Origin of the sequence: uncultured Croceicoccus sp., from assembly GCF_947496385.1 — a bacterium.
GTDB lineage: Bacteria > Pseudomonadota > Alphaproteobacteria > Sphingomonadales > Sphingomonadaceae > Croceicoccus.
Genome location: NZ_CANMCP010000006.1, coordinates 158,086 through 183,921, shown reverse-complemented (window position 1 = coordinate 183,921; position 25,836 = coordinate 158,086). Strand labels below are relative to the sequence as shown.

General features: G+C 65.4%; 24 protein-coding genes. 16 read left to right on the top strand and 8 right to left on the bottom strand.

Annotation, left to right across the window (positions count from 1 at the left end):
• Positions 1-45 precede the first annotated feature (45 nt).
• A complete protein-coding gene (rdgB, locus tag Q0897_RS11360) occupies positions 46-681 on the bottom strand; it encodes an RdgB/HAM1 family non-canonical purine NTP pyrophosphatase (RefSeq protein ID WP_299309567.1) in 636 nt (211 codons plus the stop codon).
• A 12-nt stretch (positions 682-693) separates the two neighbouring features.
• A complete protein-coding gene (gene rph / locus Q0897_RS11355; protein ID WP_299309566.1) occupies positions 694-1,407 on the bottom strand; it encodes a ribonuclease PH in 714 nt (237 codons plus the stop codon).
• A 171-nt stretch (positions 1,408-1,578) separates the two neighbouring features.
• Here rph and hrcA point away from each other — a divergent pair, with 171 nt between their 5' ends.
• The 4 genes from hrcA to Q0897_RS11335 all read left to right on the top strand — a co-directional run bounded on the left by hrcA (position 1,579) and on the right by Q0897_RS11335 (position 4,776).
• Positions 1,579-2,634: a heat-inducible transcriptional repressor HrcA gene (gene hrcA, locus Q0897_RS11350; protein WP_299309565.1), complete on the top strand. Its 1,056-nt coding sequence runs from the start codon at positions 1,579-1,581 to the stop codon at positions 2,632-2,634.
• A 76-nt stretch (positions 2,635-2,710) separates the two neighbouring features.
• Positions 2,711-3,286: a nucleotide exchange factor GrpE gene (gene grpE, locus Q0897_RS11345; protein ID WP_299309564.1), complete on the top strand. Its 576-nt coding sequence runs from the start codon at positions 2,711-2,713 to the stop codon at positions 3,284-3,286.
• A 97-nt stretch (positions 3,287-3,383) separates the two neighbouring features.
• Complete coding sequence (locus Q0897_RS11340; RefSeq protein ID WP_366519930.1) at positions 3,384-3,683, top strand: hypothetical protein; 300 nt, start codon at positions 3,384-3,386, stop codon at positions 3,681-3,683.
• A gap of 112 nt (positions 3,684-3,795) precedes the next feature.
• The gene (locus Q0897_RS11335) at positions 3,796-4,776 is read left to right on the top strand and encodes an endonuclease/exonuclease/phosphatase family protein (RefSeq protein ID WP_299309563.1); all 981 of its coding nucleotides are present in this window, start codon (positions 3,796-3,798) and stop codon (positions 4,774-4,776) included.
• A 3-nt stretch (positions 4,777-4,779) separates the two neighbouring features.
• On the opposite strand, the gene Q0897_RS11330 is transcribed toward Q0897_RS11335, so the two are convergent.
• Both Q0897_RS11330 and Q0897_RS11325 read right to left on the bottom strand, forming a co-directional pair.
• Positions 4,780-5,280 carry a vgr related protein gene (locus Q0897_RS11330; RefSeq protein ID WP_299309562.1) on the bottom strand — a complete coding sequence of 167 codons (501 nt, stop codon included), beginning with the start codon at positions 5,278-5,280 and terminating at the stop codon, positions 4,780-4,782.
• Between the two features lie 17 nt (positions 5,281-5,297).
• Positions 5,298-5,861, bottom strand: coding sequence for a copper chaperone PCu(A)C (locus tag Q0897_RS11325; RefSeq protein WP_299309561.1), 564 nt, complete (start codon positions 5,859-5,861; stop codon positions 5,298-5,300).
• Between the two features lie 182 nt (positions 5,862-6,043).
• On the opposite strand from Q0897_RS11325, the gene dnaK reads away from it, so the two are divergent.
• Together dnaK and dnaJ are read left to right on the top strand one after the other, a co-directional pair.
• Positions 6,044-7,966 (top strand): molecular chaperone DnaK, encoded by a 1,923-nt coding sequence (gene dnaK, locus Q0897_RS11320; protein ID WP_299309560.1) that lies wholly within the window; start codon positions 6,044-6,046, stop codon positions 7,964-7,966.
• Between the two features lie 178 nt (positions 7,967-8,144).
• Entirely contained in the window at positions 8,145-9,266 is a 1,122-nt protein-coding gene (gene dnaJ / locus Q0897_RS11315) for a molecular chaperone DnaJ (RefSeq protein ID WP_299309559.1), read from the top strand.
• Positions 9,267-9,275: 9 nt separating this feature from the next.
• On the opposite strand, the gene Q0897_RS11310 is transcribed toward dnaJ, so the two are convergent.
• Positions 9,276-11,591, bottom strand: a complete 2,316-nt coding sequence (locus Q0897_RS11310) for a patatin-like protein (RefSeq protein WP_299309558.1) — start codon at positions 11,589-11,591, stop codon at positions 9,276-9,278.
• 111 nt (positions 11,592-11,702) lie between these two features.
• On the opposite strand from Q0897_RS11310, the gene radA reads away from it, so the two are divergent.
• From radA to Q0897_RS11275, 7 genes are all read left to right on the top strand, one after another.
• Complete coding sequence (gene radA / locus Q0897_RS11305; RefSeq protein ID WP_299309557.1) at positions 11,703-13,079, top strand: DNA repair protein RadA; 1,377 nt, start codon at positions 11,703-11,705, stop codon at positions 13,077-13,079.
• Between the two features lie 11 nt (positions 13,080-13,090).
• Entirely contained in the window at positions 13,091-13,663 is a 573-nt protein-coding gene (locus Q0897_RS11300) for a CvpA family protein (protein WP_299309556.1), read from the top strand.
• On the top strand, positions 13,660-14,091 hold the full coding sequence (locus tag Q0897_RS11295; protein ID WP_299309555.1) for an iron-sulfur cluster assembly scaffold protein: 432 nt from the start codon (positions 13,660-13,662) through the stop codon (positions 14,089-14,091). The genes Q0897_RS11300 and Q0897_RS11295 overlap by 4 nt, the downstream gene beginning before the upstream one ends.
• A 5-nt stretch (positions 14,092-14,096) precedes the next feature.
• A complete protein-coding gene (gene alr / locus Q0897_RS11290) occupies positions 14,097-15,167 on the top strand; it encodes an alanine racemase (protein WP_299309554.1) in 1,071 nt (356 codons plus the stop codon).
• Between the two features lie 99 nt (positions 15,168-15,266).
• A complete protein-coding gene (phaR, locus tag Q0897_RS11285; RefSeq protein ID WP_299309609.1) occupies positions 15,267-15,863 on the top strand; it encodes a polyhydroxyalkanoate synthesis repressor PhaR in 597 nt (198 codons plus the stop codon).
• A gap of 141 nt (positions 15,864-16,004) precedes the next feature.
• Positions 16,005-17,537: a proline--tRNA ligase gene (gene proS, locus Q0897_RS11280; RefSeq protein ID WP_299309608.1), complete on the top strand. Its 1,533-nt coding sequence runs from the start codon at positions 16,005-16,007 to the stop codon at positions 17,535-17,537.
• 66 nt (positions 17,538-17,603) lie between these two features.
• Entirely contained in the window at positions 17,604-18,968 is a 1,365-nt protein-coding gene (locus Q0897_RS11275) for a M28 family metallopeptidase (protein WP_299309553.1), read from the top strand.
• Here Q0897_RS11275 and Q0897_RS11270 read toward each other — a convergent pair.
• Together Q0897_RS11270 and Q0897_RS11265 are read right to left on the bottom strand one after the other, a co-directional pair.
• Positions 18,938-19,837 carry an ATP-grasp fold amidoligase family protein gene (locus tag Q0897_RS11270; RefSeq protein ID WP_299309552.1) on the bottom strand — a complete coding sequence of 300 codons (900 nt, stop codon included), beginning with the start codon at positions 19,835-19,837 and terminating at the stop codon, positions 18,938-18,940. The two genes, Q0897_RS11275 and Q0897_RS11270, sit on opposite strands and share 31 nt — an antisense overlap.
• Positions 19,838-19,870: 33 nt before the next feature.
• The gene (locus tag Q0897_RS11265) at positions 19,871-21,079 is read right to left on the bottom strand and encodes a VOC family protein (protein WP_299309551.1); all 1,209 of its coding nucleotides are present in this window, start codon (positions 21,077-21,079) and stop codon (positions 19,871-19,873) included.
• A 108-nt stretch (positions 21,080-21,187) separates the two neighbouring features.
• Here Q0897_RS11265 and rnr point away from each other — a divergent pair, with 108 nt between their 5' ends.
• On the top strand, positions 21,188-23,527 hold the full coding sequence (rnr, locus tag Q0897_RS11260) for a ribonuclease R (RefSeq protein ID WP_299309550.1): 2,340 nt from the start codon (positions 21,188-21,190) through the stop codon (positions 23,525-23,527).
• 6 nt (positions 23,528-23,533) lie between these two features.
• On the opposite strand, the gene Q0897_RS11255 is transcribed toward rnr, so the two are convergent.
• A complete protein-coding gene (locus tag Q0897_RS11255) occupies positions 23,534-23,989 on the bottom strand; it encodes a universal stress protein (RefSeq protein WP_202087784.1) in 456 nt (151 codons plus the stop codon).
• A gap of 146 nt (positions 23,990-24,135) precedes the next feature.
• Here Q0897_RS11255 and Q0897_RS11250 point away from each other — a divergent pair, with 146 nt between their 5' ends.
• Together Q0897_RS11250 and Q0897_RS11245 are read left to right on the top strand one after the other, a co-directional pair.
• Positions 24,136-25,440 (top strand): pyruvate dehydrogenase complex dihydrolipoamide acetyltransferase, encoded by a 1,305-nt coding sequence (locus tag Q0897_RS11250; RefSeq protein ID WP_299309549.1) that lies wholly within the window; start codon positions 24,136-24,138, stop codon positions 25,438-25,440.
• Positions 25,440-25,835: an acyl-CoA thioesterase gene (locus Q0897_RS11245; RefSeq protein ID WP_299309548.1), complete on the top strand. Its 396-nt coding sequence runs from the start codon at positions 25,440-25,442 to the stop codon at positions 25,833-25,835. The genes Q0897_RS11250 and Q0897_RS11245 overlap by 1 nt, the downstream gene beginning before the upstream one ends.
• The last annotated feature ends 1 nt before the right edge of the window (position 25,836 follow it).

The following is a 25,836-nucleotide window of genomic DNA, read 5'->3' as shown; positions in this document are numbered from 1 at the left end:
GCCGCATCGCCCGCCAAAGTCAAGCCCGACGAACGTGCTTCGGGTTCAGGTGCCGAACTGATCCGCGCGCAATTTGGCAAAGGCGTCGGCGCGGTGGCTGATTTTGTGTTTTTCCGCCGGGTCGATTTCGGCGAAGGTCCGGTCACGGCCCGCGGGCACGAAGACGGGATCGTATCCAAAGCCCAGCTGCCCGCGCGGCGGCCATGTCAGCGAACCGTCCACGCGCCCTTCGTACACCGCTTGCCGCCCATCGGGCCAGGCGATGGCGAGAACGCAGCTGAACCACGCGTCGCGCGCGACGTCCGGTCCGCGCTCGGCCAGCATCCCCTCGACCTTGCCCATCGCCATGTACCAGTCGCGCCCGGCATCGCCCTCGAACCATTGCCGTTCGGCCCAGTCCGCGGTGTAGACGCCCGGCCGCCCGTCCAGCGCGGCGACCGACATGCCGCTGTCGTCGGCCAGCGCCGGCAATTGCGAGGATTTTGCCGCCGCATGCGCCTTGATCAGCGCGTTTTCAACGAAGGTCGTCCCCGTCTCCGCCGGCTCCGGCAGGCCGAGCGAGCCCGCCGAAAGACATTTCATCCCATAGGGTTCGAGAAGGGCGGAAATCTCCTTCAGCTTGCCCGCATTATGGGTGGCGATCACCAGCGAACCGGCGCCGAGACGGGGATTGTCACTCATCACATGCGTCCTTTATGCGACGGCCTTTTCCTGTGCCGCGAAGATTTCGCTGCAACCGGTGCGGGCGAGGCGAAGCAGGCGCAGCAGAGCCTCATCGTCATAGGTCGCGCCCTCCGCGGTGGCCTGCACCTCGGCGATATGCCCGCCTTCGATGAGAACGAAATTGGCATCGGCGTCGGCGTTGGAATCCTCCGCATAATCGAGGTCGAGCACCGGCGTCCCGTCAAAGATGCCGCAACTCACCGCCGCGACCTTGCGGGTGAGGGGGTCCTGCTTGATCGCGCCCGCCTCCATCAGGCCCTTGACCGCGAGTTTGAGCGCGACCCATGCGCCCGAAATCGCCGCCGTGCGCGTGCCGCCATCGGCCTGGATTACGTCGCAATCGAGCGTGATCTGCCGTTCGCCAAGCAGCTTCAGATCCGTGACGGAACGCAAGGAACGTCCGATAAGCCGTTGAATTTCCTGCGTTCGTCCGGACTGCTTGCCCTTGGCCGCCTCGCGCGATCCGCGGGTGTGGGTGGCGCGCGGGAGCATGGAATATTCGCCCGTCACCCATCCTTCGCCCTTGCCGCGCAGCCATGGCGGCAGGCGTTCCTCGACACTGGCGGTGCACAGCACGCGTGTATCGCCAAATGCGATCAGGCACGAGCCTTCGGCATGCCTGGTAAAGCCGGTTTCGATCGAGATCGCCCGCATTTCATCGGGGGCGCGGCCGGATGGGCGCATGAATGTGTTCTCCTGTGGTAATTCGCACGCGGTCTTACGGATGGCGCGGCGCGGCGCAAGGGGGATCGCCATGGAATCCGGTAAAGCGGCCATCGTCCGCGATGCCGTTTCGCCGGGTGCGATGGCCCGAAACGCTTGAGCATGGGCGCGTTGCACCCTATTTCGAATGGCATGACAGCGCCGCCCATCACCGAACTGACCACTCGCGCACGCGAAATCTTTCGCCTGGTGGTCGAGGGATATATCGAAACGGGCGCGCCGGTCGGGTCGAAATTGCTCGCAGGGGCGGATGGCGTCAATCTCTCGCCCGCGTCGATCCGGTCGGTCCTGGCCGATCTGGAGCGGGCCGGGTTGTTGTCCGCGCCGCATACCAGCGCGGGGCGGATGCCAACGGAAAGCGGGCTGCGTCTGTTCGTCGATGGCATGATGCAGGTCGCCGAACCGACCGAACAGGAACGCGCCACGATCGAGCGCGAGCTTGCCAATCCCGGCCCGGTGGAGACGGCGCTTTCGCGGACGAGCGAGGCATTGTCGAACCTGTCCGCGTGTGCCGGCGTGGTCATGGTGCCGCCGCGCGAACCCCGCCTCGACCAGTTCAGCCTCGTGCCGCTGGGGCAGGGGCGCGCGCTTGTCGTGATGGTGGGCGAGGATGGCGGGATCGAGAACCGCGTGATCGAAGTGCCTGCCGGCGCCGGTCCCTCCGCTCTCGAACAGGCGGCCAATTTCATCAGCGCCCAGTTGCAGGGCCGCACCCTGCCCGAAGCGTCGCAGGCCGTGCGCCACGAGCTCGACGCCGACCGGGCGAGCCTCGATGCCGCGGCGCGCGACCTTGCCGAACGGGGCCTCGCCATATTGAGCGAGGATGCCGCGCGGCGCCCGGTGCTGATCGTGCGGGGACAGGCGCGGCTGCTCGACGACGGGGCGGTGGCGGATCTCGAACGGGTACGCTCGCTCATCGACGACATCGAACGTTCCGAACAGGTGGCGCGCCTGCTCGACAGCGCGCGCGATGCGCAGGCGGCGCGGATTTTCATCGGGTCGGAGAACAAGCTGTTCTCGCTTTCGGGGTCGTCGGTCATCGCCTCGCCCTATCGCGACCGCGAAGGGCGGGTGATCGGCGTGGTGGGGGTCATCGGCCCGACGCGGTTGAATTACGCGCGGCTCGTCCCCATGGTGGATTTCACGGCCCGGTCATTGGGGCATTCGCTGGGCAATCCGCGCGGATGACCGATGGGGCAAGCGCCGGTGCGCGGCGACAATCGCGCCCGGTTTCATCACCGGACAACAGGACATGGAAACGTCAATGAACGACGAAGGCACTCACGACGAAGCGGTGGAACACGAACTGAAAGGCGTGCCCGAAGACATGCTGGACGATGGCGCGCCGGAGGAAGAGGGCGAGGCGAGCGGCGGCGACCGCGTCGCGGAACTGGAAAACGAACTCGCCGAGGCGAAGCAGCAGGTGCTCTATGCCCGCGCCGAGACGCAGAACGTGCGGCGCCGCATGGAGAAGGAGGTCGCCGATGCCCGCGCCTATGCCGCGACGGGTTTCGCGCGCGACATCCTCTCCGTCTATGACAACATGCAGCGCGCGCTGGAGGCGATTCCGCCCGCCATGCGCGAGGACGAGAAGATGAAGGGTCTCGTCGCCGGGCTGGAGGCGACGGGCCGCGAACTCGACAAGATTTTCGGGCAGCATGGCATCACGCGCATCGCGGCCATGGGGCTTCCCCTCGACCCCAATCAGCATCAGGCCATGATCGAGGTTCCGTCGGACGAAGAGCCCGGCACGGTGGTGCAGGAAATGCAAAGCGGCTGGATGATCCGCGAGCGTCTTCTTCGCCCCGCCATGGTGGGTGTCGCGAAAAAGCCGGATTGATCTCCTCCGCCCCGATTTCGTTTCTGCCGGAACGGTTCGCGCATTGGATCGTATCATCCAGCAGAATGAAACAGGGGCGGACAAGGAAAGTTTTGCCATGAATACGATGAAGATGATTGCTCTGCCCATGATGGGCGCCGCTGCGCTTTCGATGGGCGGCTGTGCCGACAATTACGCGGCCGAAGGTGCCGGCATCGGCGGCGCGCTGGGCGCGGGCGTCGCGGCCGTCACGGGCGAGGACGTGATCACCTATGCCGCCGTGGGTGCGCTTGCGGGTGGTCTTGCCGGCACGTTCAAGGACAAGAACAACGATTGCAACGGTTTCCGCGACCGCAACGGCAATCGTTACATCGACGAGGATTGCCGGAACGACGATCGCTATCGCAATTATTTCTGATCGCGGTCTTTCCCTCCGGGGTTGAAAGGGCGCTGCCTTTCGGTGGCGCCCTTTTTCGGTTTTGGAGGTGGGGACCGTTCGCGATCAACGCACGAAAACAAAGGGGGCAGATATGCGCAAGGGCTTGAAATGGATTCTGGGGATCGTGGCGGCGGTCGGCCTGGTGCTGACGCTGGTATCGCTGATCCCAAGCGACCAATGGTTCATTCGCGCGCTGGACATGACGCGGGAGCCGGTGATGTGGGCGGCGATCATCCTCGCGGTCGTGGCGGTGATCGTCCTGCGCGCGGGGCGATGGGTCGTGGCGGGCACGTTCGTCGTGATCGCGGTAATTCACCTCCTGCGCATCTGGCCCTATAACGCGCTTGCCGGCACGGATATCGCATTGGCCAACCCGAACGATGAAAGCGCACAATGCGTCACCGCGCTCGCCGTCAATGTGAAGGTGAAGAACGACGGCTATGCCGAGGTTATTCGGCAGATCGAGCGTGTTTCGCCCGATCTCCTGCTCTTGATGGAAACCGACGCGACGTGGGAGCGGCAGCTCGATCCCCTGCTTCGCCAGTATGATTACCGGACGCAGGATATTCAGCCGCACGCCTTCGGCATGATCTTCGCATCGCGCGTCCCGGTGTCGGGTGCGCGCATGGTCGAAAACACCTCGCGCGATACGCCGACGCTTTATGCCACGGTGGCGCTGCCCAACGGGCGCCGGTTCGATTTCATCGGCCTGCATCCCAAACCGCCCATTCCCGGCATGGATACCGAGGAACGCGACGCCAATATCGTGCGCGCGGGCACGGAAACGCCGAATGGCCTTCCCGATGCGCTGGTCATGGGCGATTTCAACGATGTGCCGTGGTCGACCACGACGAGCAAATTCCGCAAGGAAGGCGACTGGCGCGATCCGCGGATCGGGCGGGGCACCTATCCGACCTTTCCGGCCGACATGACCTGGCTGGGCTGGCCGCTCGATCAGGTGATGGTGCGCGGCGACATGGAATTGCGCGATTTCACCGTGATGCCGGCGAACAGCTCCGACCACCGGGCCATCCGCACCACGGTGTGCCTCGGGGACCGCACCGCGGGATGATCGCTACTGCGGGGTGAAGGGCAGGATGGTTTCCAGCTGTTCGCGCGGCGGCGCGCCGATCAGCGGGAAACCATGGCGTAGCAAAAATGCATGGCGTACGATTTCGGCCTGCTGCTCGATCCCGTATTGCGTCAACTTGCGGCCCGGCATCACGGCATAGCCATAGCGGCAAAACGGGTGCCGCATCATCACGAGCCAGTATTTGCCGCGCTGCTGCGATTGCCAGACATGCGTCATTTCATGCAGGAACAGCCCTTTGAGCCAGAGCGAGGCATGGGCGAAATCGTCGCAATAAAGCCGGGTCCGCGCGGGAAAATGGATATGTCCGGTCGGCGCCATCAAGGTGTTGGCGGGTTGGAAGGGAAACCATTTTCGCCGCTTGATCCGCACCGGATCCGGGTCGAGCGCGCCGCCGAAGACGGAGGCGACGAGCGCCTTCTCCCCATCGGTCAGGCCGCGCTCCCCGCCCACAGGACAGGCGGCGGGTGCAGGATGGGGGAGCACAGGATCGGGCGCCGGGTTCAGCGCATCGCCTCCATCCCGCCCATCTCGTCGCTATCGCCGAGGCCGCCGGGGCTTTCGCCGGGTTTCAGGATGGGGGCGGCGAACGATGCCTTGTCGCCATTGTCGAACGTTACGGTCAGGTCGGCGGTGGTGCGCGCCATCATCGCAGGGGCGAGATCGAAGAGCATCACGTGATAACCACCCTGTTCGAAGGCGACCGTCTGACCCGGCTGTACCGCGATTTCGGTGACCGGCTCCATCGACGACACGCCGCCTTCCTGCATCGTGCGGTGCATTTCGGTGCGGCCAACGTTCTTGAGCGAGACGGAGGCGATGTTGCGGACCGCGTCGCCATTGTTGACCACGTTGAAATAGGCGACGCCGGGCCGGCCGTTCACGGCGGGGAGGCGGACATAGGCATCGGTGAGCTGAATTCCCTCGGGCGTGTTGGGGTCGGTCGCCTCCTCGATCAGTTCGTCGGCGGGCGGCGCCTCCGTCGTGTCGCCGCATGCCGAAAGCATCAGCGCGGCGGGGACGAGCGGGGCAAAAATCGCAAAACGGCGCATGTGTGTGTTTTTCATCCTCGGCATGGCGCGCCCGATACAGGCTGCGCGTTTCTCAACCGTCGATAGGCGCTTTCAAGCCCTTGTTCCATGAAAAACCGCCCCTATATCGCGCCCTGTTACTGAGCCGCGTGGCGGGCTTGCCCGTGTTTGGGGGGCCCCGAATGCGCGGTGTCCAATGAAGAGGTGGGAACACTTAAATGTCTAAAGTTATCGGTATCGACCTTGGCACGACCAACAGCTGCGTTGCGGTGATGGATGGCGACAAGCCGAAGGTTATCGAAAATTCCGAAGGCGCGCGCACGACGCCCTCGATCATCGCCTTCACCAAGGATGGCGAACGCCTCGTCGGGCAGCCGGCCAAGCGCCAGGCCGTGACGAACGGCGACAACACGATTTTCGCGGTGAAGCGCCTTATCGGCCGCCGCTTCGACGACCCGGTGACCAAGAAGGACACCGAGCTCGTCCCCTATTCCATCGTCAAGGGCAAGAACGGCGATGCGTGGGTCAACGCCGGCGGCAAGGATTACAGCCCGTCGGAAATCAGCGCCTTCACGCTGCAGAAGATGAAGGAAACGGCCGAGAGCTATCTTGGCGAAACCGTCACGCAGGCGGTCATCACCGTGCCAGCGTACTTCAACGACGCGCAGCGCCAGGCGACCAAGGACGCGGGCCAGATCGCGGGTCTTGAGGTATTGCGCATCATCAACGAGCCGACGGCGGCGGCGCTGGCCTACGGTCTCGACAAAGCGGACGGCAAGACGATCGCGGTCTATGACCTTGGCGGCGGTACGTTCGACGTGTCCATCCTCGAAATCGGCGATGGCGTGTTCGAGGTGAAGTCCACGAACGGCGACACGTTCCTCGGCGGTGAGGATTTCGATACCGCCGTGGTCGAATATCTCGCCGACAGCTTCAAGAAGGACGAGGGCATCGACCTTCGCGGCGACAAGCTTGCGCTGCAGCGTTTGAAGGAAGCGGCCGAGAAGGCGAAGATCGAGCTGTCCTCGGCACAGAGCACCGAGGTCAACCTGCCCTTCATCACCGCGGATCAGAACGGTCCGAAGCACCTCGTGAAGACGATCAGCCGCTCCGATCTCGAAAAGATGGTCGGCAATCTCATCGAACGCACGAAGGAGCCGATGAAGAAGGCACTCGCCGATGCGGGCGTCACGGCCAAGGAGATCGACGAGGTCGTCATGGTCGGCGGCATGACCCGCATGCCCAAGGTGCGCGAAGCGGTGAAGGATTTCTTTGGCAAGGAACCGCACACCGGCGTGAACCCCGATGAGGTCGTCGCGATGGGCGCCGCCATTCAGGCCGGCGTGCTGCAGGGCGACGTGAAGGACGTGCTCCTTCTCGACGTGACGCCGCTGTCGCTCGGGATCGAGACGCTGGGCGGGATCATGACCAAGATGATCGACCGCAACACCACGATCCCGACCAAGAAGAGCCAGGTCTATTCCACCGCGGACGACAACCAGCAGGCCGTGACCATTCGCGTGTTTCAGGGCGAACGCGAGATGGCGAGCGACAACAAGATGCTGGGTCAGTTCGATCTCGTCGGCATTCCGCCCGCACCGCGCGGCGTTCCGCAGATCGAGGTGACGTTCGACATCGACGCCAACGGCATCGTCAACGTGTCGGCCAAGGACAAGGGCACCGGCAAGGAGCAGCAGATCCGCATCCAGGCATCGGGCGGCCTGTCCGACAGCGACATCGAGCAGATGGTGCAGGACGCGGAGAGGTTCGCCGAGGAGGACAAGAAGCGCAAGGAGCAGGCCGAGGCCCGCAACCAGGCCGACAGCCTCGTCCACTCGACCGAGCAGCAGCTGTCCGAAAACGGCGACAAGATCGACGCATCGCTCAAGTCCGACATCGAGGCCGCGGTGGCCGAGGTGAAGACCGCGCTCGAAGGTGAAGACATCGACGCGATCAAGTCCAAGAGCGAGGCGCTCGCCCAGAAGGCCATGCAGATGGGCCAGGCGATGTACGAGCAGCAGCAGGCCGAAGGCGCGGCAGCGACCGACGGTGCCGCCGCCGGGTCCGAAGCGGGCGGCGCGGAAGAAGACGTCGTCGATGCCGAGTTCTCGGAAGTGAACGAGGACGAGAACAAGGGCTGAAACGCCCGATGAAACCGAGCGCCGCCCGGCCATCGTGCCAGGCGGCGCCGGAACACGGGAAGCGGTCGGCGTCAGCGAGAGTTCGCCGCCGGCCGCTTCGACATATTCAGGCCGTGCGCGCGGGCCGGTTCCTCCGGCACGATGACAGGCGCGGCGTATCGCAACGGCGGGATGGGCCATGGAAACCGAAATCGACTTTTACGAACTGCTTCAGGTCGAACGAAGCGCGGACGACAAGACGATCAAGTCCGCCTATCGCAAGCTGGCGATGAAATTTCATCCCGATCGCAACCCGGGCGATGCGGAGAGCGAAGCGAAGTTCAAGGCGATCAGCCGCGCCTATGACTGTTTGAAAGATCCGCAGAAACGCGCGGCTTACGATCGCTACGGCCATGCCGCCTTCGAACAGGCGAGCAGCGGCGGCGGCGGCGGGCAGGCCGGATTTTCCGACATCGGCGATATTTTCGAGACCATTTTCGGACAGGGTTTCGGCGGCGGTCGCGGGGCCGGGCCACGCCCGCGCCGCGGCGCCGATCTGCGCTACGACATGGAAATCACGCTCGAGGATGCGTTCCACGGCAAGGATACCGAGATCACGATCGAGGTATCGCAGGCGTGCGAACCGTGCGACGGCACCGGCGCGGAGCCGGGCACTGGCAAGCGCCGCTGCCCCATGTGCGAAGGCTATGGCAAGGTCCGCGCGCAGCAGGGCTTCTTCATGGTCGAACGCGCCTGCCCGACCTGCCACGGGCGCGGCGAGGTCATCGAAAGCCCGTGCCGCAATTGCGGCGGCGAAGGCCGGGTCGACAAGCCGCAGACGCTGGAGGTCAACATCCCGCCCGGCGTGGAGACCGGCACGCGCATCCGTCTTTCGGGCAAGGGTGAGGCGGGGCCATACGGCGCGCCGCCGGGCGATCTCTACATCTTCCTGCACGTCAAGCGCCACTCGGTGTTCGAGCGTGAGGGCACGACCTTGCTCACCCGTGTGCCGATCACCTTCACGAAGGCGGCGCTGGGCGGGACGGTCGAATTGCCGGGCATGGACGATGAATGGATCACCGTCACCATTCCCGCCGGCGTGCAGTCGGGCGAGCAATTGCGCAAGCGCGGCGAAGGCATGCCGGTGCTGCAAGGACGAGGGCGCGGCGATCTGGTGGTGGAGGTCAATGTCGAGACTCCCCGCAAGCTGAGCGCGAAGCAGAAGGACTTGCTCCGCGAATTTCAGGAAACCGAAACCGGCGCCGAATGCCCGGATTCGCGCGGGTTCTTCGAACGTATCCGCGACAGTTTCACAGGCTGATCGCCGGATCTACGTATAGAATTTGTCGGCGATCTCCGCGCGGAGCCGGGCGATGAGGTCGGGGTTGCAATTGCCGTCCTCGTCCTCCTCGTCGAGGATTGCGGCGAATGCGTCGCGCTTCAGATCGCGCAGCATTTGCGGTGGCAGCGCGTGTTCCGCGTCCAATGTCGAGGCGGTGATGTCGATCAGGCGATCGGCCCCCTGAAGCCTGCCCCACAGGTAATCGTTCTCCCGATAGGCGCGGGAAAAGAAGGCGCCGAAGCGGTAGAATTCGACGCCGCGCAATGTCTGCGCCGCGCCGCCCGAACGGATGGCATTGGCATCCTCGGGTGAAATCCGGTCCACCTTGATCGGGTCGAATTCGTCGGGCCCGCGCCCGCCCAGGATGGGAAGCGTGGCGATGTCGTAAAAGGGAAAGCCGAGATAGCTCAACAGCAGCGTGCGGCGCACCTCGCGCGGCAATTGCGCCATCGCTTCGGCGAGCATGGCGTCGACCTCGGCATCCGTGCGCCTGAGATCGCGCCGGTCTGCGAGCCGGGCCATCGCGCGTTCGGGATGGCGCAGAGCATCGGCGGCGAGCGCAGCAAAATCCTCCCCCAGCGTTTCGACCTGCTCCAGCTCGCCATAAAGCGCGAGCGCCTTGAACACGGTGTCGCGCGCGCCCTCGCGCTCCGCCGCGGTAAGCTGCCCGCCGATCCCGCTCTCCCCCACCGGTAGCAGCCGCCGCGCCAGCAGGCGAAGCCGCCGCACGCGGAACGCGATGTCATGGGTGCGGAAAAAGGAGATGGCCGCCTCGCTCGCCCCGCCGCCGTCCGCGGCAAGCCGGTCTAGCCCGGCTGCATCGAAATGGCGGGTCAACGCATCGACGATTCCGCCCCTCGGCGGTGCCTCGTCCGGATTGGCGCGGCGGATCGTTTCGGCCAGCGTATCGAGAATGCGCGTGTATTTCGCCTTGGCATAGCCGTGGAAGGCGAAGCCGGATTGCTTGGCCGCGGCCTGCTGCGCCTTGTTGCGCCATTTGCCGAGCCGCGCCGGCGTCGGCCGGTCGAGGAACAGCGTGCGCCCGAACAGGCGGTCGACCGCGGCCTCCACCTCCGGGCGGAGCGCATCGACGATGGCGCGGGCACGCTCGGCCTCCTCGGAATGTTGCGCGATGCGTTCGATATCGTCGCGGATCGGCTGTTCGCGCGGGATGGAGGACAGCGCGCCGAAGATCGTGCTGAAGAAACCGGTGCTGCGCGGCTCGGCCTTGGCATCGGCATGTTGCGGCGGGTGCGGATCGATATAGACGAAGCGCCGGTCGACCTCCCGCATGGAGGGCCGGTTGTCGAGCGCGCCGATCGCCTCTGCAAACGGGCGTCCGGCCAGAACCGCCCCGTCGATGAGCGCGACGTCCTCCACATCCCCGCCTGCAATATGTTGCGGCATGATGCGCCGCAGGAACCGTTCGCGGCCCGGCCATTCGGCGCCGCGTTCCTGCAACAACGTGTCAATCTCGCCGACGCGCAAGGGTGGGAAGGCGCCGGGAAAGCTGGCCGTGGCGCGCGCGGCGAACACGAGCTCGGGCCGCGCCGCCAACCGTCCGTCCCCGCTTCGCGCACGGAACGAAATTGGCAGGCGATGCTCCGCCTCCACCGCGAAATCCGGGCTGTGCAGTTTGAGGACGCTGCGGTGCCCGTGAAAATCGGTCGCGGTGACGAACAGGTCGATCGGATGGCGCGGCGGCAACAGCGGCGGTCCGGCGATCTGCGCATCCATGGCCAGCAGCGCATCGTCGATGAGCCGGGAAAAGCCGATGCCCGAAAACGGCGGCGCGAACCAGCGCGAGCGCATGAGCCGCGACAGTTTTTCCCGCAGTTCCGCACGCGTTTCGGGCGCCACCGTGCGGTTGATGGCATTGCCGGGCCGTTTCAACGTCCATTTGACCAGCGGCGTCGCCCAGAATTTGGAGAGCCGGTTGCGCGCCATCGCATCCGGCGCGATCAGCAGGTCGCTATCCGCCTTTTCAAGCCAGAGCCGCGTCAACGGATCGAGCGAGCGCCCGGTCACGAGCGCCTCTGCGAGAAACACCGCGTTCATGCCCCCCGCGCTCGCCCCGGATAATATGTCGGGCAACACGCGCAGCCGCGTTTCACCCTTTTCGGCGATCAGCGTGAGAAGCCGGAAATAGGCGCGCTGCGACCCGGTTTGCGGCGGTTCGTCGAGACGGAACGCGCGGCTCGCCTGCGCCAGTTTCCACACCTCTTTCGTGATGCCGTGCATGTAGACGGCGAGGCTGACGCCGCCATAGCACACGAGCGCGATCCGCAGTTCCTTTTCCCGCATAACCACGGTGATGGCAGGCCCGCGCCGCGATGAAAAGACCTGCGTGAAAACGGAGGGGGAGCTTTACCGCAACGTGGTTGTGTTCCCCTCCTGTTCCGGGTAGGCGAGGCCATGGCAAAGACAAAGCGGAAATATGTGTGCCAGGCCTGCGGCAGCGTATCGCCCAGATGGCAGGGGCAATGCAGCGATTGCGCCGAATGGAACAGCCTTGTCGAGGAGGCGGCACCGACTGTCTTTTCCGCAAAGCACGACCTTTCGGGCGGCGGGCAGACGATCCGTTTCGTGCCGCTCGACGCGCCGGTCCCGCTCCCGCAACGGCGCCCGACCGGTCTTGCCGAATTCGATCGCGCACTGGGCGGCGGGTTCGTGCCGGGAAGCGCCATATTGATGGGCGGCGATCCGGGCATCGGCAAATCGACCCTGCTGCTTCAGACCTGCGCAACGGTGGCGCGCTCGGGCGGGCGCGTCGTCTATATCAGCGGGGAGGAAGCGGCGGGGCAGGTGCGGCTGCGCGCCGAACGGCTCGGCCTTTCGGACGCGCCGGTGAGCCTTGCGGCGACAACCTCGGTGCGCGACATCCTGACGACGCTGGGCGATATGGAGCCACCGGCGCTGCTCATCATCGATTCCATACAGACCATGCATTCCGACCAGATCGAGGGCGCACCCGGAACGGTGAGCCAGGTGCGCGGCTGCGCGCTCGAACTCATCCGCTATGCCAAGCGGAACGGGGTGGCGATGGTGCTGGTCGGGCATGTCACCAAGGATGGCAATATCGCCGGACCGCGCGTGCTCGAACATATGGTCGATGTCGTGATGAGCTTCGAAGGCGAGCGTTCGCATCAATATCGCATCCTGCGCGCGTTGAAGAACCGGTTCGGGGCGGTCGACGAAATCGGCGTCTTTTCCATGGAAGGGGCCGGCCTTGTCGAGGTGACGAACCCGTCCATGCTGTTCCTGTCGGGCCGTGACGAGCCGCTCGCGGGAAGTGCGGTGTTTCCCGCGCTCGAAGGGACGCGCCCGGTGCTGGTCGAGATTCAGGCGCTCATCGTGCGGTTGCAGAGCGGGGCGACGCCGCGCCGCGCGGTCGTGGGGTGGGACAACGGGCGCATGGCGATGCTGCTCGCCGTGCTGGAGGCGCGGTGCGGGCTCACTTTCTCCTCGGCGGAGGTTTATCTCAACGTGGCTGGGGGATACCGGCTGACTGATCCGGCGGCGGACCTCGCCGTGGCGGCGGCGCTGGTATCCGCATTGTCGGAGCGCGCCTTGCCAGCGCAATCGGTGTGGTTCGGGGAGGTGTCGCTGGCGGGTGAGATTCGGCCCGTGGCGCATGCGCCGCTGCGTCTTCGCGAATCGGTGAAGCTTGGCTTCGACCGCGCATTCGGGCCGGGCTCGGTGGCGGAAAAGGGCGAAAAGGTTGCGGGCGCGCGCTTTCACCCGATGCGGCAATTGCCAAATCTCGTTGACCATGTGGTGGGGAGCCAATAGCGGATAACGCCATGACGGCATTCGATCTCGTGGTGATTATCATCGTCGGTTTTGCGGCGGTGGGCGGCTTCATGCGCGGGTTCGTGCATGAGATACTGGCGCTGGCCGCGTGGATCGCCGCGATGATCGCAATCTCCGCGCTGCATACCCCGCTGACGCAGTGGATGCTGCAGTATATCGACACGCAGGCGAGCGCGGCGGTGCTGGCCTTTGCCGTATTGTTGATGGTGCCCTATCTCATCGTGAAGCTGATCGCGCGGTGGGCCGGGTCGCGCGCGCGCAACTCGGTGCTCGGCGCGGTCGACCGGATGCTGGGCCTGGGCTTTGGCATCGTGAAGGGGCTGATCATGGTCGTGCTGGCCTTTTCGGTGCTGGTGCTGGGATATGACACGATCTGGGGCGTGGAGGGGCGGCCCGACTGGATCGCGAAGGCGCGCAGCTATTCCTTCGTCAACGCGGCCAGCATCGCACTGGTCGAGGATATCGAGCAGCGCCGCGCCGCCTTTCGCGCGCAGGCGGACGAGGAAGACGGCGAGGACGACATGGAGCGCGTGAGCAGCGAAGTGGACGCCGCGACCCGATGAACGCGCACCGGCTCTATACGCCCGCCGTGCTGGCCGCGGCGACCCGGCTTGCATCCTTTACGCTGGATTCGCGCTTTTCCATTCGCGGCGAGGCGCGCTCGCCCAGCTGCGGCAGCCGGGTCGAGCTGGGCCTGCTGCTCGGCGAGGGCGGCAAGATCGCGGAGGTCGGCATCGCGGCCCATGCCTGCGCGGTGGGGCAGGCGGGTGCGGCGGTCTTCGCGGAATCTGCCGCGGGCCGCGACGCGCAGGACATCGCGGCGGCGAACGCGGCGATGGAGGAATGGGTGCGCCGCGACGGACCGCAGCCCGACTGGCCGGGGCTCGACCTGATCGCACCGGCACGCGCCTATCCGGGGCGCCACGGGGCGATGTTGCTGGCATGGAACGCGGCGGCGAACGCGCTTCGCCCGATGGTTCGCGAAGGGTGAGCGAAGTGACGCCGCCGCTCGCGAATGGCGATGAGCCAGGTGTGCCGCTTCCGCCGCCTGCCTTGCGCCTGTCTTTTGACGAAGATGCGTTGGCGGCGAACTGGCGCGTGCTGGACCGGTTATCCGGGCGGGCGACGGCCGGGGCGGCGGTGAAGGCGGACGGCTACGGCACCGGCGCACGGCGGGCGGCGCGCGTCCTGTGGGAGGCAGGCTGCCGCCATTTCTTCATCGCGCACTGGCAGGAGGCGCCCGATGTCATGGCCTCCGTTCCGGCCGATGCGATCTCGGTGCTCCACGGCCCTGCCACGGATGAGGAAGCGCGCTATGCCCGGGCGACCGGATTGCGCCCCGTACTCAACAGTCTGACGCAGGTTGACCGATGGCTCGCGGCCGGCGGCGGGTCGTGCGATCTCATGATCGATACGGGGATGAACCGGCTGGGCCTGCGTCCCGACGAATGCGGCGATGCGAGATTGCAGCAATTGCAGGTCGGCACGCTGATGTCGCATCTCGCCTGCGCCGACGAGGATGTCGCGGCCAATGCGCGGCAACGCGATGCGTTCGCAGGCCTGCTGCACCGGATCCCGCACCAGCGGGCGAGCCTTGCCAATGGTGCGGGGATCGCATTAGGCGCGGATTACCATTTCGATCTCACCCGGCCCGGTCTCGCGCTTTATGGCGGGGTGCCGCGCCCCGAACTGTCCCCGCATATCCGCCAGGTCGTCACGCCCGAGGCGATGGTATTGCAGGCCCGCCATGTCGCGGCGGGTGACAGCATCGGATATAACGCGACCTTCACCGCGCCGCGCGACTTGCGCGTGGGCATCGTGTCGCTGGGCTATGCCGACGGGTATCTGCGCTGCTGGAGCGGGAAGGGCGGCTTCGTGTGCGATGGCCGAACGCTCCCGGTTCTTGGCCGCGTGTCGATGGACATGACCGCGATCGACCTCGGCGATAGCGGCATCGGGGAGGGGGACTGGGTCGCGGCGCGTTACGACCTGCCGGAAGCGGCGCGGACCTGCGGCCTGTCGCAATACGAACTGCTCACCGTGTCCGGCCCGCGCCTTCGGGGGTAAGCGGCGCTTGCCCCGTCAATGCTGCGCATGCTAAGAGCGTGTGCAGCAACGTGAAAATCCGCAATCCGGCGGGGTCGTTCAGTAGTGATGGGCATGGATATGGCGGAAAAGAAGCGCGAAGATGGTGTCATCATCATCAAGAAATATGCCAACCGGCGCCTGTATAACACCGACAGCTCCAGCTATATCACGCTCGATCACCTGTCGAAGATGACGCGCGAAGGGGTCGAGTTTCAGGTCGTCGATGCGAAGAGCGGCAACGACATCACGCATCAGATCCTGACGCAGATCATCATGGACGAAGAGGCCGCGGGCGGATCGCAGATGTTGCCGGTGAGTTTCCTGCGCGATCTGATTTCGATGTACGGCAATTCGATGCAGTCGATGATCCCGCATTATCTCGAAATGTCGATGCAGCATTTTCGCGAAAACCAGATGAAGATGCGCAAGACGTTCGAGGAAAGCCTCGGCTCCAATCCCTTGGCCAAGCTGGCGCAGCAGAACATGGCGATGTTCACCGCCGCGACCAATGCGTTCATGCCCGGCGGAGCGCAGCACAGCGGCGCGCCGCAGGGCGAGGACCGGCCCGAGGGCGACGCGAGCGCGACGAGCGACGAGGGCAAGGAGGCCGAGCTTGAAACGCTGCGCCGGCAAATGGCCGAGATGCAAAACCAGCTGAACAAGCTCATCAAATAGCACGCCACGCTTGGCAAATGGAGCGCTTGGGAATAGGGCGTTCCCGACAGGGGTGCGGCAGGACAGCCGTCACCCCTTTATTGATATGCTCTATACCCGAGGTACGCAGTGGCCGCCAAGACCGACGCCCAATTTCCGACGATTCGCCATGCGCTGGACATCAAGCGCGAGGACGATTTCGCCGCCTGGTACCAGGCGGTCGTGTCCCAGGCGGATCTGGCCGAGGAATCGGGCGTGCGCGGGTGCATGATCATCAAGCCGTGGGGCTGGGGCATCTGGGAACGGATTCAGCGGCTTCTGGACGAACAGATCAAGCTGACCGGTCATGACAATTGCTATTTCCCGATCTTCATCCCGCTTTCCTATTTCGGGAAAGAGGCGGAGCATGTCGAGGGTTTCGCCAAGGAAATGGCCGTCGTCACGCATCACCGGCTGAAGGCGGAGGACGGCAAGCTCGTCGTCGATCCCGATGCCGAGCTTGAGGAACCGCTTGTCGTGCGGCCGACGTCGGAAACGGTGATCGGTCAGGCGATGCACCGCTGGGTGCAGAGCTGGCGCGATCTTCCGCTCAAGATCAACCAGTGGGCCAATGTCGTGCGCTGGGAAATGCGGACCCGCATGTTCCTGCGCACGAGCGAATTCCTGTGGCAGGAGGGGCATACCGCCCATGCCGACAAGGCCGACGCCATGGACGAGACGCTGAAAATGCTCGAGGTCTATCGCGCCTTTGCCGAGGACGTGCTGGCCATGCCGGTGATCGCGGGGGAAAAGCCGGAGAACGAGCGTTTCCCCGGCGCCGATGCGACCTTCAGCATCGAGGCGATGATGCAGGACGGCAAGGCATTGCAGGCAGGCACGTCCCATTACCTCGGCACGACCTTCGCCGAGGCCGCCGACATCCGTTACCAGGACAGCGAGGGGCAGCAGCAGCTTTGCCACACGACGAGCTGGGGCGTGTCCACCCGCATGATCGGCGGCGTCATCATGACCCATGGCGACGATGACGGGCTGGCCGTGCCGCCCCGCGTCGCCCCGCATCAGATCGTCATCCTGCCCTTGCTGCGCGGCAAGGACGAGGACGCCGACATCATCAACTATTGCGAGGAAGTGCGCACCGCGCTCATCGGGCAGGACGTCTTCCGCGAGCCGATCCGCGTGCTCGTCGATCGCAAGCCGGGCAAGACGGCGGTGAAACGCTGGGGCTGGGTCCGCAAGGGTGCGCCCCTTATCATCGAGGTCGGCCCCCGCGACATGGAGGGCGACAAGCTTTCGGTCCTGCGCCGCGATGCGCTGTGGCGCGAGGATGACGGAAAGCCCGATTTCGCCTTGCAGGACCGGCACGATTTCGTGTTCTGCGCCGGCGGTATCCTCGCGGAGATTCAGCAGACCCTGTTCGAGCGTGCCCGCGAACGGCGCGATGCCGCGATCCGTTACGACGTCACCGATTTCGAGACGCTGGCCGATCATTTCCGCGAAAGCGAGACGAAGCCGGGCTGGGTCGCGGTGCCATGGTCGCGCCCGACCGGCGCCGCGCTCGACGCGATCGTGGAAAAGCTGAAAACGCTGAAGATCACGATTCGCAATTCCGCGCTCGATGCCGACGTGCCCGATGCGCCGTGCTTCTTTACCGGGGATAAGGCGGTCGAGACGATCTATATCGGCCGCACCTACTAGGCGGGTTTGGCGCGCGGGCGATCGCCTGCTCTTGCCGCAGGGTGATTTGGCGGGCATCGTCGGCGGATGAAAACCATCGCGCTTCTCTCCGCTCCATTGCTCCTCTCGCTCGGCGTCGCCCCTGCCTTCGCGCATGATCCGTCGCCCGCATCGTCGGTCGCCGCCCCCGTATCGCAGGACCGTCTGCGCGCCGATGTCGAAAGCCTTGTCGGTTTCGGCACGCGCCATACGCTTTCGGAGCAGGACAGCGCGACGCGCGGCATCGGCGCGGCCCGCCGCTGGGCAGAGGCGGAATTCCGCCGGGCGAGCGAGGCGTGCGGCGGCTGTCTCACGATCGTCACGCCCGAACGCATGGTGTCGGGCAATCGCATCGAAACGCCGGTCCGCCTCGTCAATGTCGTGGCGATACAGCCCGGCACCGAGCGTCCCGACGAGGTCGTCATCGTGCAGGCCCATATCGACAGCCGTGCCAGCGATGTGATGGACTGGAAAAGCGATGCACCCGGCGCCAATGACAACGCATCGGGCACCGCGCTCGTGCTCGAAGCGGCGCGCACGCTGTCGCAACATGACTATCCCACGACCATCGTCTATGCCGTGCTTTCGGGTGAGGAGCAGGGCCTTTACGGCGGCAAGCTGATGGCGGATTACGCGCGGGAGCAGGGCTGGACCGTGAAGGCGGTGCTGAACAACGACATCGTCGGCGGCTCGCACGGTTCGGACGGAAAGTCGGACGACGCGCATGTCCGCGTCTTTTCGGAGGCGCTGCGTTCCGATTCCACCGACGAATTGCGCAGTGCCATGCGCCGCAACGGCGGCGAGAACGACAGCCCGTCGCGCAATCTGTCGCGCTATATCGCCGGCATCGCGAGCGCCGATACGGATGATACGCTCGCCGTTCGTCAGATCTATCGCGCCGACCGCATGGGGCGCGGCGGCGATCAATTGCCGTTTCAGGCGATGGGCTATCCCGCCATCCGTTTTTCCGTCGCGGTCGAGGATTACGAGCATCAGCATCAGGATCTGCGCACCGAGGATGGCGTGACCTACGGCGACACGGTCGAGGAAATGGATTTCCCCTATCTTGCCAAGGTCACGCGGCTGAACGTCGAGACGCTGGCCGCGCTCGCGCAGGCGCCGATGCCTCCGCGCGTGTCCGCCGAAGCCGCGGTGCAGACCTTTACCACGGTGCAGTGGACACCGAGTGAAGGGGCAACGGGCTATCGCATCTGGCGCCGGCGGACCGACGATGCGCAGTGGGAATTGCTGCGCGAAACCGATGGCGCGACGCATATGGTGACGCTCGACGGGTTGCGCGGTGACGACTGGATCGTCGGGGTCAGCGCGCGCGCCGGTGAGGCGGAAAGCCCGGTCGCCGCGGCGGTTCCGGGCGGCGCGTTCTATCCGCTCGACACTTCCGAGGGGGAGTGAACGGTCCGCTCGTCAAGGCGCGCGACCGGATTTTGCGTCGATAGCGCGAGCGCCCAGAGCCCGCCCAGCGCAAGATCGGTCGCATCGTCGAAAAACCGGTCCAGCCCCGATCCGGGGTAGAAGCAGAATTCGCCGAACACCGGGCGCCCGTGCAATTCGTAGAAGTCCACGCGCACGAAGGACATCGCGCCCGACAGCATTTCCGCCGCCTCGATCATCGCGTCGACGCTGCGCGGCCGGGGAAGCGCTGCGCCGCCATCGAGCCGTTTCCAGTCCCGGTCATGCAGGTGCCAGCGATGCCGCCCCCCGCCGCGCCCGGTGTGCACCTGCACATGGGTGGCCGCGCCGCCAAATACGTAGATCTTGTAATCCACCGGCAGCGTGGCGCCATCGCCGAGCCACCCCTCGATCATCAGGCCGCGCGGCACATCGCGATAGGCCCATTCGTCGAGCCACACACCATAAGGCGAGCGCAGCCAGCGATGCGCTTGGCGGCGCACGGTCTCCCACCGGCCCGGCGCCAGCGACGGGCCGAGCGCGCGATATTGATTACAGCCGTGCCGCGATTTCAGCATCGCACGCCCCGACACGGGCGACCGCGCCGGCAATGCCGCCCCCTCCCACGCGAGCGGCGCCACCCAGTCGAAGCCGAGGCGGCCAGCAACGAGCCGTTTGGCGTAGAGCTTGTCGAGCAGGCGCGGCATGGCGGGGTCGCGATCGTATAGCTTGCGATGCTGCACAAATTCGGTGAAGCGGCGCGGGTTTTCCACCGGACACAGCCGCCCCATCCGCGCCGCGTAGCACAGCGCGACCCGCATACGCGCAGCAGGCGCTGGCGGATCGTTCGCGTCGGCGGGAAAGGCGGTCATTCCTGCTCAAATCGCGATCGTGCAGCAGGTTCCCTACGGCGCGTCGTCGGCGCCCGCACGATAGAGGGCGAAGGGATCGTGTACCGCCATGCCGAGCGCATCCTCGAACGCGTCGCGCGCCGATCCGGCTTCGCCATGTCCACTGCTCGTTTCGGCGCCGAGATTGGACTGAAAAATGCCGGCTGCGCTCACGGGCAGGAAATCCTCGTAGGTGACCGGATGTCCGTCGCGGAAAAAGGCGAGCGCTTCCTCACGCATCGCGTCGAGGTCGTCGGGAAAGCGGGCAAAGGATTCGCGCAAGGCAGCCTCGTAATCGCCGCCTGCCGCGCGCGCATCGGCGAGGCATTCGTCGTATAGCGCGCGGCCCTTGGGCGTAAGCGCGGCGCCGCGTTGCTCGATCTCTCCGAAACGGGCGGTGTGGGCACCTGCGTCGTCGCCGCCGAAGGACACCGTTTCCGACAGCGCCTTGAAACTGGTCTGACGCAGGAGAATGGGGCACGCGCGGCGCGGCGGGCCTTCGATCTGATCCTTGGCGTCGATATTGCGGGCGATCATTTCCGCCTGCGCCGCGTCGATGTCGAGCGTGCGCGGCGTCAGATGGTTGATGTGCGGTCCGGCAAAACTGACCACGTCGGCAATAAGGCGGTGCGCATCGTGCAATTCGCCATAGGTCTGGGCATCGACCCGCGCCGTATCGTGCCAGCGAAAGACGTTCAGCCCCTCCTCCAGAAACGCGTCGGCATCGCCTGGCGCCAGCCCGCCCGTCTCCTCCGCCTTTGCGATGAGTTCCATCAGCCGCGTCGAGCAGATCTGCCGCGCCTCCAGAATATCCGCAGCCCGATCGCGCAGCGCCGCATCCTCGATCAGTTCGAGCCGGAGCAGCGAGCAGAACATGCGGAACGGGTTGGCGTCCATGCCGCCCGCGGTGATGGGGCGAAACGCAGTCGAATGCACCGGCACACCCGCCACCGAAAGATCGTAGTAATCGACAGGCTCCATGTCCATCACTCCAAAGAAGCGCCGCATCGCGCGCAATTCCGCCGCCGTGCCCACGCGGATCGCGCCGTGGCGTTCCTCGCCCAGCCGCCCGCCATCGTGCGTCGCCGCCCCGCCGGAGCGCGCGTTTACCGACGCCACGATGTCGAGCAATTCGCCATAAAGCGGCACCTCGGCCCGGTACATCGCCGACATCGCGGCGGAGAAGCGTGCGCGCAGCGTATCGGGCGAAACGAATTGGGTCATGGGTCGGCTCCGGTCGGCAGGTCTTTGCCGGGTGATAGGGCACGCGATTGCATTTGCAACCGGGCGAACGCGCTTGCGTATCGCGCAGGTGCGGCCCACATGGGAGCCATGAACGAAAAATCGAAGAAATTTCAGGGACTGCCGTCGAAAGAACAGATTTTGGAGTTCGTGAAGACGAGCGAAACCCCCACCGGAAAGCGGGAAATCGCGCGCGAATTCGGCCTCAAGGGGCAGGAGAAGATCTCGCTCAAGGCGCTGCTGCGCGACATGGCCGAAGAGGGGCTGATCGACGGGAAGAAATCCGCGTTCCACAGTATGGGTGGCCTGCCGCGCGTGACCGTGTTGCGCGTTGCGGATATCGAGGATGGCGTGCCCATCGCCGTTCCCGAAAGCTGGTCGCCCGACAGCGGGGAGTTGCCGCCACGGCTGCGCGTCGTCGACCGGAAACAGGCGGGCGGCAAGGGGAAGGGCAACCGCGCCTTTCCCGCCCTGCGCAAGGGCGACCGGGTGCTTGCCCGGACGGAGGAGACGGGCACGGGCTGGCTCGCCCATGTGATGAAGAAACTGCCCGATGCGCAGACCGCGATGATGGGCGTCGTCGAGATTGACAAGACGGGGAAGGGCTGGCTCGCCCCGATCGAGAAATCGGTGCGCAATTCTGCCGCCATCGCCGATCTTGGCGGGGCCGAAGAAGGCCAGCTCGTGCTGGCCGAGCCGACCGGCAAATCGCCCCGTGCCGGCGTGAAGGTGACGCAGATCCTCGGCGACCCGCTCGAGCCGAAATCTTTCAGCCTGATCGCGATTGCAAAGCACGAAATCCCCTTTCACTTCGACGACGCGGTGAAGGATGCGGCGCAGGCGGCGGCGAAACTGCCCGTGTCCGCCGACAGTCGCGAAGATTTGCGCCATCTGCCCATCGTTGCCATCGACCCGGCCGATGCGCGCGACCATGACGATGCGATCTGGGCCGCGCCGGACGACGACCCCGCCAATGCAGGCGGGTGGAAGGCAATCGTCGCCATCGCCGACGTGTCCTATTACGTGCGGCCGGGCAGCGCACTCGACCGCGAGGCGAGGAAGCGCGGCAATTCGGTCTATTTCCCCGACCGGGTCGTGCCGATGCTGCCCGAAATCCTGTCCGCCGACGTGTGTTCGCTGGGCGAGGGGGAGCCGCGCGCCGCGATGGCGTGTCACATGACCGTCGATGCGAAGGGCAAGATCAAGGACTGGCGCTTTACCCGCGCCATCGTGAAGATTTCCGAGGTCATCGCATATGAGGATGCGCAAAGCCGCATCGACGATGACAGCGCGGATGAAAGCCTGCGCCATCTGTGGGCCTGCTGGAAGGTGCTCAACGCCGCGCGCGAGGCCCGCGATCCGCTCGATCTCGACCTGCCGGAACGGCGCGTGGTGTTGAACGAGGCGGGGCGGATCGAGGAGATCGCCGTGCGCGAACGGCTCGACGCGCACCGGGTGGTGGAGGAATTCATGATCGCCGCCAATGTCGCGGCGGCCAAGGCGCTGGAGAGCAAGGTCGCGCCCGTCGTCTATCGCATTCATGAAACGCCGAGTCGCGAAAAGCTGATGGCGCTCAAGGACTACCTCGCCACCTACGACCGCAATTTCACGCTGGGGCAGGTGATCACGCCGGGGATCTTCAACCGGCTGATCAAGGATACGGCCGACGATGCGGAGCGCGCGCTTATCATGGAGCAGGTGCTGCGCAGCCAGACGCAGGCGTATTACGGGCCGCAGAACGCGGGGCATTTCGGGCTAGCGCTCGGAAGCTATGCGCATTTCACCTCGCCCATTCGCCGCTATTCCGACCTGCTCGTGCACCGGGCGCTGGTCGATGCGTTCAACCTCGAACAACCCAAGCCGCAGGACCGCGACATTCCGGCCCGCTCCGGCCTGTCCGACAAGGATCGCGCCAGCCTCGAATCGATCACCGAGGCGATCAGCAAGACCGAGCGCCGCGCGATGGAGGCGGAGCGCGACACCATCGACCGCTATGTCGCGGCGTGGCTTTCGGGGAAGGTCGGCGAGGTGTTCGACACCCGCGTGACCGGCGTGCAGAAATTCGGCCTGTTCGCGACGATCCTCAATTTCGGGGGTGACGGATTGCTGCCGATTTCGACCATCGGCGATGAATATTTCGTCTATGAGGAAAAGGCGCAGAAATTGGTCGGCAGCGATACCGGCACCGAATACAAGGTCGGCGACCGGCTGAAACTGCGGCTGGCGGAGGCGAACCCGCTCAGCGGTGCGTTGAAGTTCGAGCTGCCCGAGCAGGAAGGCAAGGTCGAACCGCGCGGCAAAAAGATCGTGCACAAGGGCAAGGCGCGCACGAAGGACCGCGGCCCGAAAAAGGACGCGCAGGGCAAGCACATCGTCGGCAAGCGCGGCCGCCCCGGCAATATCCGGCATCAGGGGCGCAAGAAGAAATAGGCAGGCTCAGCTCAGCGCGTCGATATCTTCCTCACTGAGCCCGCCGGGTACGATCATGAGCGGGCAGGGGAGCTGCCCCGCCTTGTGATTGGCGAAATGGTGCACCAGCGGACCCGGAGAGCCCTCCGCCGCGGCGCCGAGAACGAGCGCGGCAATCTGTGCATTTTCCGTAAGGTAGTCCTGCACCACCTTCGCCCCGTCGCCGACGCGGACGGAAATTGACGGCATCCGCCCGCTTTCGGCGAGCAGGCTTCCCGCCGCCGCCATGACGAGCACTTCGGCGCGGCTTTTCGCCTCCTCCTCGATCGTGGCCTGGACGCCGCCGAACGCGACGAAGGCCTGTTTCGGGACGAGCGCGATGAGATGCACCGACCCCCCGGTTTTCGCCGCGCGGCGCGATGCAAAGCGCAAAGCGACCTTCGCCTCCGGCGTTTCGTCCATGATGACGAGATATGTACGCATGTGGCGTGGTGTCCCCTCTGTGCCCTGGGGTCCAGACTGGGCCATGAACGCATTATTGGCAAGTCGGCGGCTTACGCCCTTGACCGCGGCGGGCCGTCCCCCCAACAAGGCGATCAAATGTGAGCCAAGGATCGCGAAGGAAGCCCATGCCGATCGAAATCAAGATGCCCGCCCTGTCCCCCACGATGGAGGAGGGCACTCTCGCCAAGTGGCTGGTCGAGCCGGGACAGAAGGTGGAACCCGGTGACATCATCGCCGAAATCGAAACCGACAAGGCGACGATGGAGTTCGAATGCATCGATGAAGGCACGATCGCGGCCATCGCGGTGGATGAAGGCACCGAGAACGTGAAGGTCGGCACGGTCATCGCCATGCTGGCCGAAGAAGGCGAGGATGCCGGCGCGATTTCGGCGCCATCCGCGCCCGCCTCCGATGGCGGCAGCGACGCGACGAAGGTCGAAACGCAGGACCGCAAGGAAAAGGTCGAGGGCGAGAAGGCCCGCACGCGCGAAACGCCCGCCCCGGCACCCGCACCCGCGCCGACCGGCGGGGGCCGTATCGTGGCATCCCCGCTCGCCAAGCGGATCGCGGCGGAAAAGGGCCTCGACCTTTCGGCGATCAGCGGCAGCGGCCCCAATGGCCGCATCATCAAGGCCGATGTCGAAAATGCAAAACCGGGGCAGCAGAAGGCCGCCGCCGAAACGGCTGCGCCTGCCGCCGCACCCGCACCCGGACCGGCGCCGAAATCGGCCGCGCCGGACATTCCGCACGAGGCGGAAAAGCTTTCGGGCATGCGCAAGACCATCGCCCGCCGCCTCACCGAATCGAAGCAGCAGGTGCCGCATATCTACCTGACCGTGGATATTCGCCTCGATGCGCTGCTGAAACTTCGGGGCGAGCTCAATGCGACGCTGGCCGCGCGCGATGTGAAGCTTTCGGTCAACGACCTGATGATCAAGGCGCTCGCCCGCTCGCTCGAAATGGTGCCCAAGTGCAATGTGCAATTCGCGGGCGACGAGCTTTACAGCTTCACGCGCGCCGATATTTCGGTTGCCGTTTCGGTCCCGGCGGGCCTCATCACGCCGATCATCACCGATGCAGGCGGCAAGTCCGTTTCCAAGATCTCGACCGAGATGAAGGATCTCGCCGCGCGCGCCCGCGATGGCAAGCTTCAGCCGCACGAGTTCCAGGGCGGCACGGCGTCGCTGTCCAACATGGGCATGTACGGGATCAAGCAGTTCGAGGCGGTCATCAACCCGCCGCAGGGCATGATCATGGCGATCGGCGCGGGTGAAAAGCGCGCGCATGTCATCGATGGCGCGCTGCAGATCGCCACGGTGATGAGCGCCACCGGGAGCTTCGATCACCGTGCCATCGACGGCGCGGACGGCGCGCAATTGATGGCCACGTTCAAGGATCTTGTCGAAAACCCGCTGGATCTTCTGGCCTGATGGCGGGGGGCGGCGTCGCTGAGGTCCAGCCCGACGGCGAACCGGTCATCCGCATGACCGCGATGCCCGCCGATACCAATGCCTATGGCGATATTTTCGGCGGCTGGCTGATGAGCCTCATGGACATGGGTGCGGGGCTCGTCGCCTCGCGCCGGTGCAAGGGGCGCGCCGCGACGGTGGCGATGGACGGGATGCAGTTTCACGAACCGGTCGCGGTCGGCGACGAGGTTTCGGTGCATGCCTATATCGAGAGCGAGGGCCGTACATCCATCAAAATCGCAGTAGAAGCATGGCGGCGTCACCGGCATGAAGAGGTACGCGTAAAGGTGACCGAGGCGCGGTTCACCTTCGTTGCAATCGACGATAACGGGCGTCCGCGCCCGGTGAGTGGTTAGG